Source organism: Hymenobacter elongatus, assembly GCF_004745955.1.
GTDB classification, from domain to species: Bacteria; Bacteroidota; Bacteroidia; order Cytophagales; family Hymenobacteraceae; genus Hymenobacter; species Hymenobacter elongatus.
In genome coordinates, this window is record NZ_SRLD01000014.1 from 59,625 (window position 1) to 77,993 (window position 18,369).

The 18,369-nt window shown below is 58.5% G+C and carries 16 protein-coding genes; 7 read left to right on the forward strand and 9 right to left on the reverse strand.

Annotation, left to right across the window (positions count from 1 at the left end):
* Window positions 1–98 precede the first annotated feature (98 nt).
* Together E5J99_RS08900 and recR are read left to right on the forward strand one after the other, a co-directional pair.
* The gene (locus E5J99_RS08900) at window positions 99–380 is read left to right on the forward strand and encodes an ATP-dependent Clp protease adaptor ClpS (RefSeq protein WP_135497375.1); all 282 of its coding nucleotides are present in this window, start codon (window positions 99–101) and stop codon (window positions 378–380) included.
* Window positions 381–508: 128 nt separating this feature from the next.
* A complete protein-coding gene (gene recR / locus E5J99_RS08905) occupies window positions 509–1,120 on the forward strand; it encodes a recombination mediator RecR (protein WP_135497376.1) in 612 nt (203 codons plus the stop codon).
* A 2-nt stretch (window positions 1,121–1,122) separates the two neighbouring features.
* Here recR and E5J99_RS08910 read toward each other — a convergent pair whose 3' ends face one another.
* The 4 genes from E5J99_RS08910 to E5J99_RS08925 all read right to left on the reverse strand — a co-directional run bounded on the left by E5J99_RS08910 (window position 1,123) and on the right by E5J99_RS08925 (window position 4,504).
* Window positions 1,123–2,067 carry a sporulation-delaying protein SdpB family protein gene (locus E5J99_RS08910; RefSeq protein WP_135497377.1) on the reverse strand — a complete coding sequence of 315 codons (945 nt, stop codon included), beginning with the start codon at window positions 2,065–2,067 and terminating at the stop codon, window positions 1,123–1,125.
* A gap of 15 nt (window positions 2,068–2,082) precedes the next feature.
* Window positions 2,083–2,628, reverse strand: coding sequence for an SdpA family antimicrobial peptide system protein (locus E5J99_RS08915; protein ID WP_135497378.1), 546 nt, complete (start codon window positions 2,626–2,628; stop codon window positions 2,083–2,085).
* Between the two features lie 241 nt (window positions 2,629–2,869).
* Window positions 2,870–3,640: a hypothetical protein gene (locus tag E5J99_RS08920; protein ID WP_135497379.1), complete on the reverse strand. Its 771-nt coding sequence runs from the start codon at window positions 3,638–3,640 to the stop codon at window positions 2,870–2,872.
* 90 nt (window positions 3,641–3,730) lie between these two features.
* The gene (locus E5J99_RS08925; protein ID WP_135497380.1) at window positions 3,731–4,504 is read right to left on the reverse strand and encodes a hypothetical protein; all 774 of its coding nucleotides are present in this window, start codon (window positions 4,502–4,504) and stop codon (window positions 3,731–3,733) included.
* Window positions 4,505–4,691: 187 nt separating this feature from the next.
* Here E5J99_RS08925 and E5J99_RS08930 point away from each other — a divergent pair, with 187 nt between their 5' ends.
* From E5J99_RS08930 to E5J99_RS08940, 3 genes are all read left to right on the forward strand, one after another.
* Window positions 4,692–6,662, forward strand: a complete 1,971-nt coding sequence (locus E5J99_RS08930; protein WP_135497381.1) for a glycosyltransferase — start codon at window positions 4,692–4,694, stop codon at window positions 6,660–6,662.
* A 93-nt stretch (window positions 6,663–6,755) separates the two neighbouring features.
* Window positions 6,756–7,979, forward strand: a complete 1,224-nt coding sequence (locus tag E5J99_RS08935; RefSeq protein ID WP_135497382.1) for a pyridoxal phosphate-dependent aminotransferase — start codon at window positions 6,756–6,758, stop codon at window positions 7,977–7,979.
* A 419-nt stretch (window positions 7,980–8,398) separates the two neighbouring features.
* The gene (locus E5J99_RS08940; RefSeq protein ID WP_135497414.1) at window positions 8,399–9,418 is read left to right on the forward strand and encodes a bifunctional heptose 7-phosphate kinase/heptose 1-phosphate adenyltransferase; all 1,020 of its coding nucleotides are present in this window, start codon (window positions 8,399–8,401) and stop codon (window positions 9,416–9,418) included.
* 204 nt (window positions 9,419–9,622) lie between these two features.
* Here the strand turns inward: E5J99_RS08940 and hemE are convergent, their stop codons facing one another.
* The 3 genes from hemE to E5J99_RS08955 form a co-directional block, all read right to left on the reverse strand.
* Entirely contained in the window at window positions 9,623–10,672 is a 1,050-nt protein-coding gene (gene hemE, locus E5J99_RS08945; protein WP_135497383.1) for a uroporphyrinogen decarboxylase, read from the reverse strand.
* A 243-nt stretch (window positions 10,673–10,915) separates the two neighbouring features.
* Complete coding sequence (locus E5J99_RS08950; protein WP_135497384.1) at window positions 10,916–11,968, reverse strand: UDP-glucose--hexose-1-phosphate uridylyltransferase; 1,053 nt, start codon at window positions 11,966–11,968, stop codon at window positions 10,916–10,918.
* A 213-nt stretch (window positions 11,969–12,181) separates the two neighbouring features.
* On the reverse strand, window positions 12,182–12,799 hold the full coding sequence (locus E5J99_RS08955; RefSeq protein ID WP_135497385.1) for a MarC family protein: 618 nt from the start codon (window positions 12,797–12,799) through the stop codon (window positions 12,182–12,184).
* A 154-nt stretch (window positions 12,800–12,953) separates the two neighbouring features.
* Between E5J99_RS08955 and purE the strand changes: the two genes are divergently transcribed.
* Window positions 12,954–13,505, forward strand: coding sequence for a 5-(carboxyamino)imidazole ribonucleotide mutase (purE, locus tag E5J99_RS08960; RefSeq protein WP_135497386.1), 552 nt, complete (start codon window positions 12,954–12,956; stop codon window positions 13,503–13,505).
* A 114-nt stretch (window positions 13,506–13,619) separates the two neighbouring features.
* Window positions 13,620–14,786 (forward strand): endonuclease/exonuclease/phosphatase family protein, encoded by a 1,167-nt coding sequence (locus E5J99_RS08965; protein ID WP_135497387.1) that lies wholly within the window; start codon window positions 13,620–13,622, stop codon window positions 14,784–14,786.
* Window positions 14,787–14,842: 56 nt separating this feature from the next.
* Here the strand turns inward: E5J99_RS08965 and E5J99_RS08970 are convergent, their stop codons facing one another.
* Entirely contained in the window at window positions 14,843–15,988 is a 1,146-nt protein-coding gene (locus E5J99_RS08970; protein WP_135497388.1) for an FAD-dependent monooxygenase, read from the reverse strand.
* A 222-nt stretch (window positions 15,989–16,210) separates the two neighbouring features.
* Complete coding sequence (gene dnaK, locus E5J99_RS08975; protein WP_135497389.1) at window positions 16,211–18,154, reverse strand: molecular chaperone DnaK; 1,944 nt, start codon at window positions 18,152–18,154, stop codon at window positions 16,211–16,213.
* Window positions 18,155–18,369 lie beyond the last annotated feature (215 nt).

Consider the following 18,369-nt stretch of genomic DNA (forward strand, 5'->3'; position numbering starts at 1 on the left):
CCGAAAAGTCCGGAAACGATTCTGGCTACGAATGGGTTATACCAGGCCGGGTGCCCGGTAAAGACGCTTTTTTACCCGATTTTCCGTACTTTTGTGCCATGACCACCAAACCGCAAATCGACTACGACGAGGATGTACTGCTGCTGGAAGAAACCATTGAGGTGCGCGACCTGATTGTGTACAACGATGACGTAAACACCTTTGAGCACGTTATCCGGACCCTAATCGACGTGTGCGGCCACGAGCCGGAACAGGCCGAGCAATGCACCCTGCTGATTCATCATAAGGGCCGGTGCACCGTGAAGCATGGCGCCTACGAGGAGCTGGCCGATATGTGTACTGCCATTCACGACCGGGGCATCTCTGCCGACGTCTTGTAGCCTCCGCTAAAAAACGTCTGTCATCCTGCGCGGGCGAAGGACCTTGGTTACGCAGAAATTGGTATTTGCGTAGATAAGGTTCTCGTCCCGTGCAGGATGACAGTTCTATTGTTACTTCTCAACGCTGAATGGAATTTCCTTCCAAACTCATAGAAAACGCAGTTGGTGAGCTGGCGAAGCTGCCTGGCATCGGGCGCAAAACCGCGCTTCGTCTCACGCTGCACCTGCTCAAGGCGGAAACCGAAGCTACCAGCGCGCTGGCGGAGGCGTTGGCGAAGATGCGGTTTGAAATAACGTACTGCCAGATCTGCCACAATATTTCGGACACCGAGGAGTGCGGTATCTGCGCCAATACACTGCGCGACCATTCTACGGTGTGCGTGGTATCGGATATTCGGGATGTTATTGCCATCGAAAATACCGGTCAATACCAAGGCGTGTACCACGTGCTGGGCGGCGTTATTTCGCCCATTGAGGGCATTGGCCCCAGCGACCTGCACATCGATACCTTGCTGACCCGTATTCCCGATTCGGAAGTCAAGGAAATTATCCTGGCCATAAGCCCGACGATGGAAGGCGACACTACCGCGTTTTTCCTGTCGCGCAAGCTGCGCGAGTTTCCGGACGTAAATATCAGCACTATTGCCCGGGGCATTCCGATGGGCGGCGAGCTGGAATATGCCGATGAAATCACGCTGGGCCGCTCCATCGTGGAGCGCACCCGGCAAGTGAAGCAGTAAGCTCAGGCCACGGCCATGGTAGGCTGCGGCAGATAAGCAGAGGAAGGCTCCGGGTGGGCTTTCCTCTTTTTTATGCGCGGAAAGGGCGTTTGTACCGGCAGCATATACAGGATCAGGCTGCCCGCCATGGCCAAGAAGAAGCTGACCAGCCCAAATACCAGCGCAATACCGAAATGGAAGCCGATGGCCAGCCCCAGCAGCTTGCGCCGCTGGGCAGCAGCCATAAAGAAGGCGCCAAACAGCAGGATCTCAAAAATCACGGTGCCCCAGGTCAGGGCGGTTACTACGTGGGCATTGGTCAGAGCGGGGGCCAGAAAGCTTTGCATCCAGTCGGGGTAGCCAAACAGCGGGTCGTTGAAGAAGTAATACACCGCCGTGCCGTTTTTCCACTCGTCCAGCTTATACATCTTCTCGATGCCGGCGTGGAAATAAAGCACCGCCATTTGGAGGGCAATGAGCGTAAGAGCCCCGCGGGCAATGAAGTTGCGGTAATAGCTCGGCCGGAGCTGCGGCTCGTTTACCCAGTGGTTTTTGCGCCCGTCCAGCAGCGTCACCGGCACTAGCAGCATCGTCACGATGGAGCCGATTTGGTCGCCGCCCTCTACCAGGCTGGCCGCCTGCAGAAGGCTGTAGGTGACCAGCCAGTGCAGCACACCCGTGTAGCGCGGCAATACGCCGGATACCACCAGCGCCAGCACTACCAGGCACACCGCGTAGGCGGCCCCAAGGTGCTCGAAGCCAAAGAGGAAGAAAATGTTGAAGTGCTCGAGCGAAGGGTCTAGGCTCAGCTTGCCAAACAGCTGCCGATCAAACAACACCTCAGGCCCGCTGAATACCAGTGTGAGGAGGGTGCCCAAGGCAATGATGGTGCGCCCCAGGCCATAGACCCACGTAAAAGGGTTGATGGCCGCGTAGCTGTCCAGGGTGTGTAGCAGATTCTTGTACATAGCTATAGGTATTTTTTAGTCGATTGTTACTTTCAGGTATTCCTCCGGGTTGGTGAAGTGGCCGGGGTATTGCGCCCAGGCCCAGGGCACAAGGTTGAAGCGCTTCACGAGGTAGGCCCCTTTGGTGAGCTGCGTAAATTTCAGGGGCGAATACGCCACTTGCACGGGCGCAATGGCGTCGGAGCCGACCAGCTCGGCCAGAGAGTAGGTTTGGTAGCGCGACCAGTCTTTTTCCTGCACTTCGGCCATCATCCGGCTGAATTCCATGTTGATGCGGCGGCTGCGGCGCGACAGGCCGTGCAGGTTGCGGGCATCGGAATTGCGGTACGAGGCCAGCGTCAGGGTTTTGTCGGGCCGGATGCGGTAGAGCACGATTTTCTCTTCCCGGGGATTTCGGGTGAAAAAGCCCCAGCCCTCGGGCAGCAGCGCGCTAAACATATAGCGCTCCTGAAAAGAGGTTTCGGTGGCATTGGTGCCCACCGACGCCAGCCCGGCCTTAGCGACCAATACAAAGCCCGCTATCAGAAGCGACAGGTAAAAAACAAAGCGTTTAGCTTCCATAAAGAATGAGGGTTTTGGGGGATGATAGAATAACAACAGCGGGCACACTGCCCGCCCGGCCGCGTGTAGCGCAGCGACAATTGAAAGGTAGGAGGTGGAGCACCGCCGGAAAATTCTATTACACAAACGCCCTGTTTATCGAGATAAACAGGGCGTTTGAAAAAAACAGGTAGCGAGGCCTGACCAACGAGTTGCGAGGCACTACCCCCGGCCGGCAGTCGGGGGCAGGAACTACCAGCGCTTAGCCTTTGCGGCTGCCTACAAAGGCAATGTCGCGCACCAGCTTGTCGGTTTCCAGGCTGGCCCGCTTTTGCATGGCTTCGGTCAGCTCGGTGCTGCCTTTCAGGCCGTTGGGCACGAAGCACTGAAATTGCATCATTGGTCCTGGGTACAAGCCCCAATCCAACTGCATCACATAGCCTTCGATTACCAGCGGCTGCTCCAACTCCTCCTGCTGGGCCACCCCAGTGTTGGCCAGCTGACTATCTTTGATGTAGCGCTCCAGGTCGGCTTGCTTCGAGAAGTCATACGCGGCCAGGTCCAGCGGCTGGCCGGCGGCCTTGGTGGCTAGCTGGCGGGGCACAATCTTTTGCACGGCGCTGTAGTGCAGGGCCGCACCCTTGCGCAGCGCCGTTTCGATGCGGCTGAAATCCTGTGAGGCCACGGCGTCGGCCAGATCGGCGAAATAGCCGGGGTCCAGCTCTTTAACAAAGGTGGTTATCTGGCGCATAGCGGCTTGTCGCTCCTGCGTGTGCTGGCGGCTTTCCTTGGCCATAGCCGAGCGTTGTAGGGCCAGGTAAGGAATACGATCTGCGACCGGGCCCTGCACCATAAAGATGCCCTGGAACAGCTCTTCGCCGCTGTACTTAGTGTCGGCGACAGATGTCGGCGTCGGCGTCGGCGCGGCAGACGACATAACTTGGTCTTTGCTGCAGCTTACCATCAGCGACATGCCCGCCGCCAGCAAACCTAATGCTTTGAGTGATGTAACCGGAGAAAAATAGGAGTTCATAACGTGAAAGGATAAAGTGGAATATGTGGAATATAGAGTACTAGTGGGGCGGAAATCAGCGCCCCGGTATGCCGTCGACCAGTCGTTTTCTTACAGGTTCAGCGCAATCTGTTTGATGACCAAGTCAACTTTGAGCTGACTGTCCGACGATTCATCGTTGAGCTTTTCAAAGAAGGCGTGCGCATGCTCCGCAATAAATACTGATACGCTCTGGTAGGCTACATAATCGCCGCTCTGGTACACCATGATCATAGATACTTCCGACTGTATCGCCGTCGGCGATACTTCCTGGCCAGCGGCTGCCAGCGCAGCACGGGCATCCTGTACGTAGCGCGTAATGTCCTGCTCGTTCCGGAAATCATAGCGGGTCATGTCCAGCGTCCGCAGAATCTTTTTGCGCTCCAGATAGGCATCCTTCTCCGTCTGCGACGTCAGCGCATGCAGTGTCACTGCCTCGTTAAGAGTTGTGCCCTGCTTAATAGCATCTTTCACGCGCTGGAAATCCTGGGAAGCAATTGCCTGCTTCAACCGGTCGAAATAGGTGGGGTCCAGGCGCCGCGCCGCGCTGACCATCGCATCGATATTGCGGCGGCGCACAGTAGCCAGGGTGGGGTTTTGCGCCAGACCTTTGCCAATGGTAAGCCGGTACGAATCGAACGCCGGGATTTTGGTGGCTACTTCCCCGTCGAAGAAGAAAATACCCCGGTAGAGGGCTTCGCCGGTGTAGTTTTCGGCTTTGGTAGCGGCAGTGGCAGTGCCCGGCGCTACTTGCTCTTCTTTGGAGCAGCTGCTCACTACGGCCGCGCCACCCAAGAGCAGGCCCAGCACGGCCGGAGAGGCCGAATTGATAATGTTTTTAAGCATAACGTTTACTGGTTAAATAGATAGATAATGGATTATTTATGATGTAAAGAAGCCGAGGAAAAACCACATTGGCAACAGCCGACGGCCGGGCTGGTACATACAGGGTGAATACCGCTACTAACGCTACGGAAGTAGGTATGTACCATTGATTGCCTATCTTTCGGCGTCTTTCTGCGTGGCCCTATCTGTGAAGCTTTCCGTCGTTATTGTCAATTACAACGTCTGCTATTTTCTGGAGCAGGCTCTGTTGTCGGTGCGGCGGGCAGTGGAAAAGCTGGGGGCTCCGGCCGAAGTATTTGTCGTCGACAATAACTCCGTCGATGGTTCGGTGGCGATGGTACGGGCCCGCTTTCCGGAAGTGATTCTCATTGAGAACAAGGATAATCCGGGTTTCAGTAAGGCCAACAACCAGGCTATGCGCCGGGCACAGGGCCAATACGTGCTGCTGCTCAACCCCGACACCGTGGTGGAGGAAGATACCTTTCGGGCCTGCTGCGACTTTATGGACGCGCACCCCGATGGCGGCGGCCTGGGCGTAAAAATGCTGGATGGCCAGGGCAAGTTTCTGCCCGAGAGTAAGCGCGGCCTGCCCACGCCCACCGTGGCTTTTTATAAGATTTTTGGCCTGGCCAGCTTGTTCCCGAAGTCACGCACCTTTGGGCGCTACCACCTGGGGTTTTTGGACAAAGACCAACCCCACGAAATAGCCGTGCTAAGCGGCGCCTTTATGCTGATGCGCCAACGGGCGCTCGACCAGGTGGGCCTGCTCGACGAAGACTACTTTATGTACGGCGAGGATATCGACCTCTCGTACCGCCTGACGCAGGGTGGCTGGAAGAATTACTATTTCCCCGGCACCCGCATCATTCATTATAAGGGCGAAAGCACGAAGCGCACCAGCGTCAACTACGTGTTCGTGTTCTACCGGGCCATGGTGATTTTTGCCCGCAAGCACTTTGCCCCGCAGCGCGCCGGCACGTTTTCCCTGCTCATCAACTTGGCTATCTGGCTGCGGGCGGGCGTGGCGGTGGGGCAGCGGCTGGTGGCGCAGGCGGCCCCCGTGCTGCTCGATGCCGGCCTGCTCTACGGCGGCATGTACTTTCTGAAAACCTACTGGGAGCAGAACCACAAGTACGTGCGCACCGACTACCCGGCCGCCTTTATGCTGGTGGCTGTGCCGGCCTACATCGTGGTCTGGCTGACGTCGGCTTACTTCAGCGGGGCCTACGACCGGCCCACCAAAACCGCGCGTATCGTGCGGGGTATTTTCCTGGGCACGGTCCTGATTTCGGCTATTTCTAATTTTCTGGATGCCTACCGCTTTTCCAAGGCGCTCATTATTCTGGGCGGGGCCTGGAGCATGGCGGCGATGGTGGGGCGGCGGCTGGCGTTTCATTTCTGGCGCTACCGCGACCTGCGCCTCAGCGAGCGGCGACAGAAGAACGTGGCCATCGTGGGCTCGGCTACCGAAAGCCACCGGGTGCGCCGGCTGCTGGAAACGGCGGCGGTGCAGGCCCGCATTATCGGCTACGTGAGCCCCACGGAAACAACAAGCAGCTCCGGCAACGACGATTTGCTGGGCGAGGTGCGCCAGCTCGAAGATATCATCCGGATATATGCCCTGGATGAGCTGATTTTCTGCGGTAAAGACTTGTCAGCCAGTCAGATTATTGCCTTGATGGTAGCCTTGCCTCAGCAGCCGCCGGTAGCCTATAAAATCCTGCCCGAGGACAGTGAATACATTATCGGCAGCTCCTCAAAAGACGCTCCCGGCGACTATTATGCCCTCGATATTGCCCTGAACCTGTTTCGGCCCCAGGAGAGCCGCAACAAGCGGGTGCTCGACGTGCTGCTGAGCCTGCTGCTGCTACTGGGCGCGCCATTGCTTATCTGGGTGGAAAAGGAAAAGGTCGGCTTCCTGCGCAACTGTCTGCGCGTGCTCATGGGCTCCTGCACGTGGGTGGGCCTGCGCTACGCCGCGCCGCCGCGCCGCACGGCGCGGCCTATTCTCTCGCCCGCCGATGCCGTACCGGCCGCCACCGCGCTGTCGGAGGCCACGCGCCGCCGCCTCGAGCTGCTCTACGCCAAGGATTATGAGCCTTCGATGGACTTGAGCGTAGTGTTGCGCTGCCTGCGCGAGCTGGGCCGCCAGGCGTAGGGCTGCACCTGGGAGGGGCGGGCTGTTGCGCCGGGAAGTCAGACGGTAAATCCATACTTTTGCTCCTCCCCACCCATCCCAACCCGCTTCTTTATGGCCGAGTCTGCCGCCACGCTTGCTTCTTCCGTCTTGTCCGACCGTATCAGCGCTCTGCAGGAATCCCAAACGATTGCCATGGCCAAAAAAGCCCGCGAGCTAATGGCGCAGGGCATCGACGTGATTAACCTGAGTTTCGGCGAGCCGGATTTTCAAACTCCGGAATACATCCGCGACGCGGCGAAGCAGGCACTGGATGAGGGCTACACGAAGTACACGCCCGTGCCCGGCTACCTCGATTTGCGCCAGGCTATAGCCGATAAGCTGCAGCGCGAAAACCAACTCGACTACAAAGCCGAGAACATTGTGGTAAGCACCGGGGCCAAGCAGGCGTTGGCCAACGCGGTAATGAGCTTAGTCAATCCCGGCGACGAGGTTATCGTATTTGCGCCGTACTGGGTGAGTTACGAAGAAATGGTGCGTTTGGCCGAAGGCGTTTCCGTGACGCTGCTCGGCACGCTGGAAAACGACTATAAAGTGACGGCCACGCAGCTGGAAGCTGCCATTACGCCGCGCACCAAGCTTATTATGTACTCTTCGCCCTGCAACCCAACTGGCTCGGTATTCACGCGGCCCGAGCTAAGTGCCCTGGCCGAAGTGGTAGCCCGCCACCCCCAGGTGCACGTGCTGGCCGATGAGATTTATGAGTACATCAACTTCGTGGGTGAGCATGTCAGCCTGGCGCAGTTCGACGCCATCAAGGACCGCGTCATTACCATCAATGGCTTTTCGAAGGGCTACGCCATGACGGGCTGGCGCGTGGGCTATCTGGCCGCAACCCGCGAAATTGCGGCGGCCTGCGAGAAAATGCAGAGCCAGATTACTTCCGGCACCTGCTCGGTGGCCCAGCGCGCCGCCCTGGCCGCGCTGCAGGGAGGCCGTTCGTCAGCCGATACGATGGTGGCCGCCTACCGCCGCCGCCGGGATATGGTGCTGGAACAGGTAGCGGAAATTCCGGGCTTCAAAACGCCGACGCCCAGCGGCGCTTTTTACATTTTTCCTGACGTCAGCGCCTATTTCGGGCAGACCGCGCCAAACGGCGTCGTCATCACTACTGCTTCCGATCTGGCGCTGTTCCTGCTCAACGATGCTCATGTAGCGGCTGTCACGGGCGAGGCGTTTGGCGCGCCTAACTGCATGCGTTTCAGCACTGCCGCCTCCGATGAGCGGCTGCACGAAGCGTTTGTGCGCATCAAGGCGAGTCTGGCTAAGCTGGTATAATTTCGCTCGTGCGGAACTCTCACCCTGAGCATTCCGCGCATGAAGCGGCAACGAAGCATCCTCGTCACTTTAGTGACAAGCTTACTGCAGCATGAAAACCCCCTTTACCGTCTGCGCGGTAAAGGGGGTTTTGTATTCAGAGCCCATTCGAATAGGCCGTCCTGCTGAGCGCAGTCGAAGCATCTCTACTGCTTCGTTGCAATGCCAATTGAGTAGCACTGCGGTAGCGATGCTTCGACTGCGCTCAGCAGGACGTTCATTAAGAGCCTATTCGGATAGCAACTTATGGGTAGGACAGCAAGGCCGTTCGCAGGCTAAGGATGACAGATAGAAAAATGCCTCTCTCATACCAGAGCGCCATCATGCTGCCCATCCCGCTGCGCCTGTTTACCTTTGCCGCTTCTCTTCGAAACGCTCTGATGCCGACTGTCGCTTCCTTTACTACGCTTCCCGCCGTCTTTAATGCCTTCAACCATCTGACTGTGCTCATCGTGGGCGACGTGATGATGGATGCTTACGTGTGGGGCAAAGTGGGCCGTATTTCGCCCGAAGCCCCGGTGCCGGTCGTGAATGTGAGCCGCACGGAACAGCGCCTGGGCGGGGCCGCCAACGTGGCCCTGAATGTGCAGGCCCTGGGAGCCACGCCGCTGCTGTGCGCCGTAATCGGGGAAGATGCCGGCGGCGACCAACTGCTGGAGCTGCTCCGCGACAAGGTGTTGTCGGCGGAGGGCATCGTGCGCAGCTCGCACCGTCCTACCACAGTCAAGCAGCGCATTCTGGCCGCTGGGCAGCACCTGCTGCGCATCGACTCGGAGGTTGAAACCGACCTCAACACTCACGAAGCCGCGCTATTGCGGGCCCGCTACGAAGCCCTCATCGGCCGGGCCGACGTCGTTATCTTCGAAGACTATGATAAAGGCGTGCTCAACGCCGACAGCATTGCCCACTTTATTGCTTTGGCCCGGCAGCGTGGCATTCCTACCGTCGTCGACCCCAAGAAGAAGAACTTTCTGGCCTACCAGCACTGCACGCTGTTCAAACCCAACTTGAAGGAGCTACGCGAAGGCCTCAAGCTGGAATTTGGTGACACCGATGCTGACCGGCCGCACTTTGAAGCCGCCGTGGAGCGTTTGCGCGAATTGCTGATGCCCGAAATTGTGCTGGTCACGCTCTCGGAGCGGGGCGTCTTTACCGAATCGGCTGCCAGTGGCCGCAGCTATATTCCGGCCCACCTGCGCATGATTTCCGACGTGTCGGGTGCCGGCGACACGGTTATCAGCATTGCTGCGCTGTGCGTGGCTTTGGGTCTGGCGCCGCCGGTATTGGCCGCGCTGGCCAACCTGGGTGGCGGGCTGGTATGTGAGCAGGTGGGTGTGGTGCCCATCGAGAAACAGCTGCTACTGGCCGAAGCCCAGGACGCGGCACTGCTAGTGCACTAAGCCACCATGTAGCACAAAATACTCGCGTGGTGAGCGAATTGGGGCCATATATTATCTGAGATGTGCCGGTTTTCACAACTAAAAAGCCCTTTCCTACACCAGTAGAAAAGGGCTTTTGTTGTAAGGCGAAATTCCACTTTATGAGTCGTCAGACGACAACAACCGCACGGGCGGCGCGGATGCCCCACGAAGTGAAACTGCGCGTTATAGGTTGCCCTCGCGGGCCAGCGTGCTGAACTCTTTCACCGTATTCACGAACACGCGCACGTTATCCGGGTTGGTGTCGGGATATACGCCGTGGCCGAGGTTGGCAATGTGGCGGTGGGGGCCGAAGCGACGCAGCATCTCAATGGTAGACTTTTGTACCTGCTCCCGTGTGCCGTACAAGGCGCAGGGGTCCAGGTTGCCCTGCAAGGTTTTGTCGTTGCCAATAGCCGCCCGCACCGACCGGGGGTCTTCGTTCCAGTCGAGCCCGATGGTGCGGCAGTTGAAGCGCGAAAAATCGGAAATGGCAAACCAGGCTCCTTTGGCGAATACCGTGACCGGCACTCCGGCGGGCATAGCGTCGCAGATGGCGGCAATGTAGCGGGCCGAGAATTCGTGGTAGTGGTCGGGGGGCAGAATACCGGCCCAGGAGTCGAACACCTGCACCAGATTGGCCCCAGCTTCTACCTGCGCCCGGAGGTAGGCGATGGTCGTGCGCGTGATTTTGTCCAGCAGCTCGTGGGCCAGCTCGGGGTTAGTGTACAGCATGCGGCGGGCTTTGGAGAAGGTTTTGGAGCCGTGCCCTTCCACCATATACGCCAGAATAGTCCAGGGAGCACCAGCAAACCCGATGAGAGGCACGCGCCCGTTCAGGGCCCGCTTGGTCACCCGGATGGCTTCCAGCACGTAGCCCAGATGCTCCTCGGGGTCGGCCACGCGCATCCGCTGCACATCCTGCGCCGACTTAATGGTTTCGGGAAACATCGGGCCGCGGGCCTCTATCATTTCGTAGGTCAGGCCCATTGCTTCGGGCACCACCAGAATATCGGAAAAGATAATAGCGGCGTCTACATCCAGGGCATCGACGGGCTGAATAGTGACCTCCGCTGCCAGCTCGGGCGTTTCCACCAATTCCTTAAACCCGCTCAACCGGCCACGAAGGGCCCGGTATTCGGGCAGAATACGGCCCGCCTGGCGCATGAGCCAGACAGGAGTACGTTCGGTTTCTTCGCCACGGGCGGCACGGAGCAGGAGGTCGTTCTTCAGCATAAAAAAAGGGCGCAATAGCCGTAAATCGGGCGCAAGTTACGGTCTGCCGGGCAGCAATGCTTGGGGGAAGTACGGGCGTAAGGTTTACTTGTTGAAAGTAAGCTGTTTAATGGAGTGGTATATGGCTGGAGCAACGTTGTTCCGGCTGTCATCCTGAACGATGCGCTGCGGAGTAAAAGACCTTCCCCGCCACTTCATGCGCGGAATGTTCAGGATGACAGCCGGAACACGACTACATCTCTGCTAACCATTCGTCTGCTTGTAGTGTACTGTGGGCTGGCTGCGCAGTTGGTCGGCGGCCCATTCCGGCGTGATATCGCGCTGCGGATTGGCCAGCATCTCATAGCCCACCATAAACTTGCGCACCGTGGCCGAGCGTAGCAGCGGCGGGTAGAAGTGCATGTGCAGGTGCCAGCTTTCGTGCTGCTGCCCATCGGTGGGGCGCTGGTGCAGGCCGGCTGAGTAGGGAAAGGAAATCTGAAACAGGTTGTCGTAGCGGATGGTAATGTCGCGCAGGGCCTCGGCGAAGCTGGACTTCTCGGCCTCGCTCAGCTGCTCAATGGACGTGACATGGCGGCGGGGGAGGAGCATGGTTTCAAAAGGCCATATTGCCCAGTACGGCACCAGCGTCACAAAATGCTCGTTCTGGTACACCAGCCGGGTTTGCTCCTTAAGCTCCAGCTCCAGATAATCGACCAGTAGGCTACGGCTGTGCTCCTGAAAGTAAGCGGCCTGCTGCACGGTTTCCTTGGCCGGGTCGGCGGGCACGGTGCGCTGCGCCCAGATCTGGCCGTGCGGATGCGGGTTGGAGCATCCCATCATAAAGCCTTTGTTCTCAAAGATCTGCACGTAGTTGATGTCCGGCCGCGCGCCCAGTTCCTGGTATTGCGCCACCCACACCTCCACCACCTGGCGGATAGACGCCACGTCCATTTCGGGTAGTGTGAGGTCGTGGCGGGGTGAAAAGCACAACACCCGGGCCACGCCCGACTCCGCTTCGGCCCGCAGCAGCCCGCCTACATTCACGCTGCCCGATGGCACATCGGCCTGGAGCGCGGCAAAATCGTTGTCGAATACGAACGTGCTGTCGTAGCTCGGGTTGGTGGCCCCGTTGGCGCGGGTGTTGCCGGGGCAGAGGTAGCACGTAGGGTCGTATGCGGGGCGGGTTTCGGCCTCCGGAGCTTCCTGCTGGCCTTGCCATGGCCGCTTCGAGCGGTGCGGCGACACCAATATCCATTCTCCGGTCAGCGGATTGTAGCGGCGGTGGGAGTGCTCAGTGGTATCGAAAGCAGCCATAGCAAAGCGAATCAAGGAAGTAGAACTACCGCAAGACGAGCGGCCCACTGCTACTACGGCCCACGCCCGCCCGAAGCCGAACCGCCCCGAGGTAGCGGGTGTCGGAGGCCATAGGATGTAACTTCCTTAGAACGTGTTTGGGAGTTTGATTCTCGTGTCCTGCCAGATCAGGCAGCATGGAATCGACCTTTTTGAAAAATCCCAAACCCACTCTTATTCCTGAAACAACGCCTTGATGGCCGTTGCCAGGAAGTTGACGCCGATGGCCAGGGTGAGAAAACCCATAATGCGGGCCAGGGCGGCCATGCCGGGCCGGCCCAGAAACCGCGTCAGCCGCAACGACGACATCAGGATGATGTAGCTGGCCAGAGCCACCAGCACGAAGCCAAACACAATCAGGCCCATATCGAGCACGGTGAGCTTCTTGGTAAATAAGCCGATGCACACGGCCATAGAGCCCGGCCCCGACAGCATCGGCATGGCCAGGGGCGTAAACGAAATGTCCTCCTTGTGCATACTCTCCTCCAGCGTAGCCGGCGATACTTTGTCGCGGTTGCCGCCCGGCGTGAGCAGGTCGAAGGCTGAGCGCATGAGCAGAATGCCCCCGGCAATGCGCAGGTGGTGAATATTGATGCCGAAGAAGTTCAGCACGTACTGCCCCGCGAAAAACGACACCGACAGAATGCCCACCATGTAGAGGCACGCCCGCAGCCCGATCTGGGCCCGGTGGCTGGGCGAGTCGTCCTCCGTCATGGTCAGGAACACGGGCATGGCCCCGAAGGGGTTCACAACGGAAAACAGGGTGGTGAAAGTTGCGAGCAGAATTTCCATGTACCGAAGCAGGGAAGTGAGGGGGCGGGTAAAGGTACGAGGGATTGAGTACCAGCAAACAGGTTAAAATGGTATGTTTGGGGAGCCAACCGTGGCGCTATTGCCGCGTACAAGCGCACGGACGGCCTCGCCGTCTTTTTCTTTCCCGCCCCGCATGACTACTGCTTCCCCCGCGACTTCGGCCGCCGATGACTACCGCGACACGCCTCTGGTGGGCATCGTGATGGGTAGTCAGTCCGATCTGAAAATAATGTCGGCTGCCGCTGAGTTGCTGCGGCAGTTTGGCGTACCTCACGAAATCACGCTCGTGTCGCCCCACCGCACGCCCTACCGGCTGATTGAGTACGGCGAAACGGCCCGTAAGCGCGGTATGCGCGTCATAATTGCGGGTGGGGGCGGAGCGGCCCACTTGCCGGGCATGCTGGCCGCCTTCACCACGCTGCCCGTTATCGGGGTGCCGATCAACTCCTCCACCTCCATTCACGGCATCGACTCGGTGCTGTCGATGCTGCAGATGCCCTCCGGCGTGCCGGTAGCTACCGTCGCTATCGATGGGGCCGCTAGTGCCGCCGTGCTGGCCACCCAAATGCTGGCGCTTAGTAATGCCCGGCTGGCCGATGTGTTGGAAAAGCATCGTACCTCCCTTAAGGACAAAGTGATGCGTACCATTGAAGAGCTCCGTAAAGGCGGTTTCAGCGACGAATAAGAGGGAGTCAGTAGCTGTTTTGTCGTGAAATGACGTTTAATGCGTATCAAACGTCATTGTATGCAGCTTTCCCCTTTCGACGCCTCCCATTTCACCACCTCATCTCGCCTGTAAGTGCCCGACCTCGACGCTCCCCTGTGGGTTCTGCTCATTCACGGATTCACGCTGTTTTTGGCTGTTGCTTCCTTGGTAGCAACGCTGTTGCCGCTGCTGCGCGAAACGGCCTGGTGGATTCGCATCTTTGACTTTCCCCGGCTCCAGATTGTAACGGTAACACTCATCACCATGGGCGGCGGCTTTATGCTAGGCTGGCACGAGCTGCCGGGCTATTGGGGGCTAAGCCTGCTGGCCGCTTTGGTGGTGGCAGTAGGATACCAGTCGTTTCGAATTGTTCCCTACACGCCTGTCGCCAGCAAGCAGGTCGGGGATAGTACCCTCACTGATGGCTCGCGCCACTTGAGTCTGGCCGTGATGAACGTGCTGCAGTACAATAAGCAGGGCGGCCGGGCCCTGGCCGTACTCCAGGAAACGGACCCCGACATTATTATGGCCGTCGAAACCGACCAATGGTGGTATGAGCAGCTAAAGCCGCTGGAGAAAACCCATCCTTACACCTGCCACGAACCACTCGACAATACCTACGGCTTGCTGTTTTTTTCGCGTCTGCCCCTCGATAAGTGCGAAATCAAATACCTGCTCGACGACGACGTGCCCTCGCTGCACGGCCGGGTGCAGCTCGCCGACGGCCAGACCTGGGTGCGACTCTACGGCCTGCACCCCAAGCCGCCAGCGCCGGCCGAGTCAAAAACCAGCACCAAGCGCGACGCGGAACTGCTGCTCGTAGGCAAGGAAATTGACCGTAAGGAGGAACCCACCATTGTGTTCGGCGATATGAACGACGTGGCGTGGTCGCACACCTCCGAGCTGTTCCGGCGCATTAGCGGCCTGCTCGACCCGCGCGTGGGCCGGGGCCTGCTCCCCACCTTTCACGCCGACCATATAGCGTTGCGCTGGCCCCTCGACCACGTATTCGTTTCCCCCGATTTTAAGGTCGACGAAATGGCGCGCCTACCGTACGTGGGTTCCGACCATTTTCCCATCTATATCAAGCTCAGCTACGAGCCGCACGATAAGGAGGAGCAGGAAGATAACTGCGAACAGGCCGACCACGAAGATCATGAGGAAGCCAACGAGAAGATTCACGAAGGCTTTGAGGAAGAAGTAGAAGAGGAGCAGGAGGAAGCTGCCAACCCCCAGCCGAAAAAGGAGCTGACCACCTAAGCGTAAGTTTGAGATTTGCCAAAACCTCGTTTTTGCCCTGCGGCAGATGGCCTGCCTTATACCTCGTAAAGCCAGGCCATCTGCCGCTGGCTTATTGCTTGGGGCAGCAGGCGCATACTGGTGTTGCGCAGGAGAATAAGAAACGGATTTTCCAGTTGAGCCAGCTTACCCAGCTGCCAGGAAGTCGTGACGATGCGGGTGGTGCGGGGCAGACGCCGTTGCTCAAACGCCTGGAATGCGGCGTTTAGGTCAGTTCCGGCGGCCAGGCATTCGGCCAGTACAGCGGCATCTTCCACCGCCTGACCGGCACCCTGGCCCATATTGGGCGTGGTAGCATGGCCCGCGTCGCCGAGTAAAAGCACGCGGCCGTACGCCAGCTGCGACAGGGGCGGCACATCCAGAATATCGTTCCAGAGCAGGTGCTCATCACGGGTCAACTGGAGCAGCTCGGCAATGGGAGCCGGGAAATTCGCGAAAATCCGTTGCAAATCAGCCATCCGCAGGCTTTGGAAGCGGGTATTACGGGGCTCAGCGCTGTTGAGGCAGGCAAACCAATATACGCGGCCCTGGCCCACCGGCACGTACCCGATGCGCCGCCCACCACTGCCCCAGAACTCAAACGAGTCCCCGACCGGAAGCCGCAGGGCGTTGGCATCCAGCACCGCCCGCCAGCAGGTATAGCCCGCATAGCGGGGCAATGCCTTCGGCAGCAGCTGGCATCGTACCCGCGAATGAAGCCCGTCGGCGGCAATGAGGGCGTCGGCCTCGGCGTGAGTGCCATCGGCAAAGTAGACGCTGACCCCGGCCGGGGTTGCCTCGAACCGCTCGAAGCGGGACCCGAGCCTGACAGTACCCGAGGGTAGGCTAGCCAGCAACACCTTCTGCAACGCTGCCCGGTGTATGCCCAGGTTGTCGTAGCCTACTTGCCGGGTGAAAAACGTGGAGTCGGCCGTTTGCAGAGTGTTTCCCTGCCCGTCGCACACAGAAATCCGGGTAATGTGCGTGCCCTGCGCCTGTACGGCTTCGTGCAAACCCAGCTGGGCCAGGGCGCGCATGGCATTGGCGCCTAGTACTACTCCGGCTCCCACCTCACGCAGTTCCGGGGCGGCTTCGTGTACCTGTACCGTGTGGCCTTGTTTCAGCAGCGCATGAGCGGTGGTCAGGCCCCCAATACCTGCTCCAATAATTAAGAAAGACGCCATAAAAAAGGAGAAAACAGTCGGCCAGTTATTTGTCCGCTGAATAAGTGCGGTTGTGGGCGCAGGTATACAACATCAACGATATTGCTGAGCGCGTGGGCTGGCCAACTCGAAGCACCGGCGTCTCAAGCCAAGTCTGATGCGGACTGAAGTCGGCTGCGCTGCAAAGCAAAAAAGGCCGGAAGCAGTGTGCTTCCGGCCTTTTTTATTCACTTACTGCGGCAATTACTTGTTGGTGTTGCCGTCTACTTCTTCGTAGTCCACATCCGTCACGTTGTCGTGGCCGGCGGCTTGGCCATTGCCACCCTGGGCCGGGCCTTCGCCGCCGGGGTAGCCCTGGGGCTGCGCCTCGCCACCCTGCGTGGCGCTGTACATTTCCTGCGAAGCAGCCTGCCAAGCGGCATTAATAGCCGTCATAGCGGTGTCAATCTGGGCGAGGTCCTTGCTTTCGTGGGCCTTTTTCAAATCTGCCAAGGCATCTTCCACCGCCGTCTTGTTGCCGGCGCTCAGCTTATCGCCGTACTCGCTCAGCTGCTTTTCGGTCTGGAAAATCATCGAATCGGCGGCGTTCACCTTCACGATACGCTCCGTCTCCGCCTTGTCCGACTCTTCGTTGGCTTTGGCTTCGTTGCGCATCCGCTCAATGTCGGCATCGGTGAGACCCGAAGAGGCCTCAATGCGGATTTTCTGCTCCTTACCCGTGCCTTTGTCCTTGGCCGAAACGTGCAGGATACCGTTGGCGTCGATGTCGAAGGTTACTTCGATCTGGGGTACGCCGCGTGGTGCCGGTGGAATCGAGTCGAGGTGGAAGCGGCCGATAGTGCGGTTCTGCGAAGCCAAAGGCCGCTCGCCCTGCAATACGTGGATTTCTACCGAAGGCTGCGAATCCGAAGCCGTGGAGAAGGTTTCCGATTTCTTGGTCGGGATGGTGGTGTTGCTCTCGATGAGCTTGGTCATCACACCGCCCATTGTCTCGATGCCCAGGCTCAAAGGCGTTACGTCGAGCAGCAAGACGTCTTTCACTTCGCCCGTGAGCACACCGCCTTGAATGGCAGCACCGATAGCCACTACTTCGTCAGGGTTTACACCCTTCGACGGCTTCTTGCCGAAGAACTTCTCTACTTCCTCCTGAATGCGGGGAATGCGGGTCGAACCACCCACCAGGATAACCTCATCGATATCTGAAGTGCTCAAACCGGCATCTTGAAGCGCTTTTTTGCACGGCTCCATCGAGCGGCGCACCAGCGAATCGGCAAGCTGCTCGAACTTAGCACGCGTCAGCTTCACCACCAAGTGCTTGGGCCCCGAAGCGGTGGCCGTAACATATGGCAAGTTGATTTCGGTTTCCGATGAGCTGGAAAGCTCCACTTTAGCTTTCTCCGACGCCTCTTTCAGGCGCTGTAGTGCCATGGGGTCTTTGCGCAAGTCAAGGCCCTCATTTTCGCTGCTGAACTGGTCAGCCAGGAAATTGATAATCACCTGGTCGAAGTCGTCGCCACCGAGGTGAGTATCACCGTTGGTGCTCAATACTTCGAACACGCCGTCGCCAAGCTCCAGAATCGAGATGTCGAAGGTGCCGCCACCGAGGTCATACACGGCAATCTTCTGGTCCTTATGCTTTTTGTCGAGGCCGTAGGCCAAAGCGGCGGCCGTTGGCTCGTTGATGATGCGCTTCACGTCGAGACCAGCAATGGCGCCGGCTTCTTTCGTGGCCTGGCGTTGGGCATCGTTGAAGTAAGCCGGTACCGTAATAACGGCTTCCGTTACCGTGGTGCCCAAGTATTCCTCGGCCGTCTGCTTCATTTTCTGAAGCACCATAGCCGAAATTTCCTGAGGCGTATACTGCCGGTCCCCGATTTTAACGGCTACGGTGTTGTTCGATCCTTTTTCGAGCTGGTAAGACACCATTTTCGACTCTTCGGTTACTTCCGAAAAGCTGCGGCCCATGAAGCGCTTGATCGACTGAATCGTGTTCTGGGGATTGGTAATGGCCTGACGCTTGGCCGGGTCACCCACTTTCCGCTCGCCCTTACCGTTGTCGAGAAACGCGACGATGGAGGGCGTTGTGCGGCGGCCTTCGCTATTTGGAATCACCACCGGCTCGTTGCCTTCCATTACGGACACGCACGAGTTGGTGGTGCCGAGGTCAATACCGATTATTTTTCCCATCTGAGTGGTTATCTTTTATGAGTTGGATGTATCTGCTTGTACCTGCAAGTTGCTGGCGGCACAGCAGGTACAAGCAGCGTACCAGCCCGGAAATCGGGGTTTTTCTGTGACATATTGTCATTTTAAATGACCTCGGTGGCGGGTTTCGCGACGGACTGGCTTTGGTGGGAAACCACCTCGCCCGCTTTTCTGCCAGCCGGGCAGACGCCGACCTG

What these genes read in the sequence shown, in the direction of transcription:
- purE (WP_135497386.1), top strand. Translation starts at nt 12,954, where the DNA reads ATGACTACTGCTTCCCCCGCGACTTCGGCCGCCGATGACTACCGCGAC.
- E5J99_RS08910 (WP_135497377.1), bottom strand. Translation starts at nt 2,067, where the DNA reads ATGTACAAGAATCTGCTACACACCCTGGACAGCTACGCGGCCATCAAC.
- E5J99_RS08900 (WP_135497375.1), top strand. Translation starts at nt 99, where the DNA reads ATGACCACCAAACCGCAAATCGACTACGACGAGGATGTACTGCTGCTG.
- dnaK (WP_135497389.1), bottom strand. Translation starts at nt 18,154, where the DNA reads ATGGGAAAAATAATCGGTATTGACCTCGGCACCACCAACTCGTGCGTG.
- E5J99_RS08925 (WP_135497380.1), bottom strand. Translation starts at nt 4,504, where the DNA reads ATGCTTAAAAACATTATCAATTCGGCCTCTCCGGCCGTGCTGGGCCTG.
- E5J99_RS08915 (WP_135497378.1), bottom strand. Translation starts at nt 2,628, where the DNA reads ATGGAAGCTAAACGCTTTGTTTTTTACCTGTCGCTTCTGATAGCGGGC.
- E5J99_RS08920 (WP_135497379.1), bottom strand. Translation starts at nt 3,640, where the DNA reads ATGAACTCCTATTTTTCTCCGGTTACATCACTCAAAGCATTAGGTTTG.
- E5J99_RS08955 (WP_135497385.1), bottom strand. Translation starts at nt 12,799, where the DNA reads ATGGAAATTCTGCTCGCAACTTTCACCACCCTGTTTTCCGTTGTGAAC.
- E5J99_RS08950 (WP_135497384.1), bottom strand. Translation starts at nt 11,968, where the DNA reads ATGGCTGCTTTCGATACCACTGAGCACTCCCACCGCCGCTACAATCCG.
- E5J99_RS08935 (WP_135497382.1), top strand. Translation starts at nt 6,756, where the DNA reads ATGGCCGAGTCTGCCGCCACGCTTGCTTCTTCCGTCTTGTCCGACCGT.
- E5J99_RS08940 (WP_135497414.1), top strand. Translation starts at nt 8,399, where the DNA reads ATGCCGACTGTCGCTTCCTTTACTACGCTTCCCGCCGTCTTTAATGCC.
- recR (WP_135497376.1), top strand. Translation starts at nt 509, where the DNA reads ATGGAATTTCCTTCCAAACTCATAGAAAACGCAGTTGGTGAGCTGGCG.
- E5J99_RS08970 (WP_135497388.1), bottom strand. Translation starts at nt 15,988, where the DNA reads ATGGCGTCTTTCTTAATTATTGGAGCAGGTATTGGGGGCCTGACCACC.
- hemE (WP_135497383.1), bottom strand. Translation starts at nt 10,672, where the DNA reads ATGCTGAAGAACGACCTCCTGCTCCGTGCCGCCCGTGGCGAAGAAACC.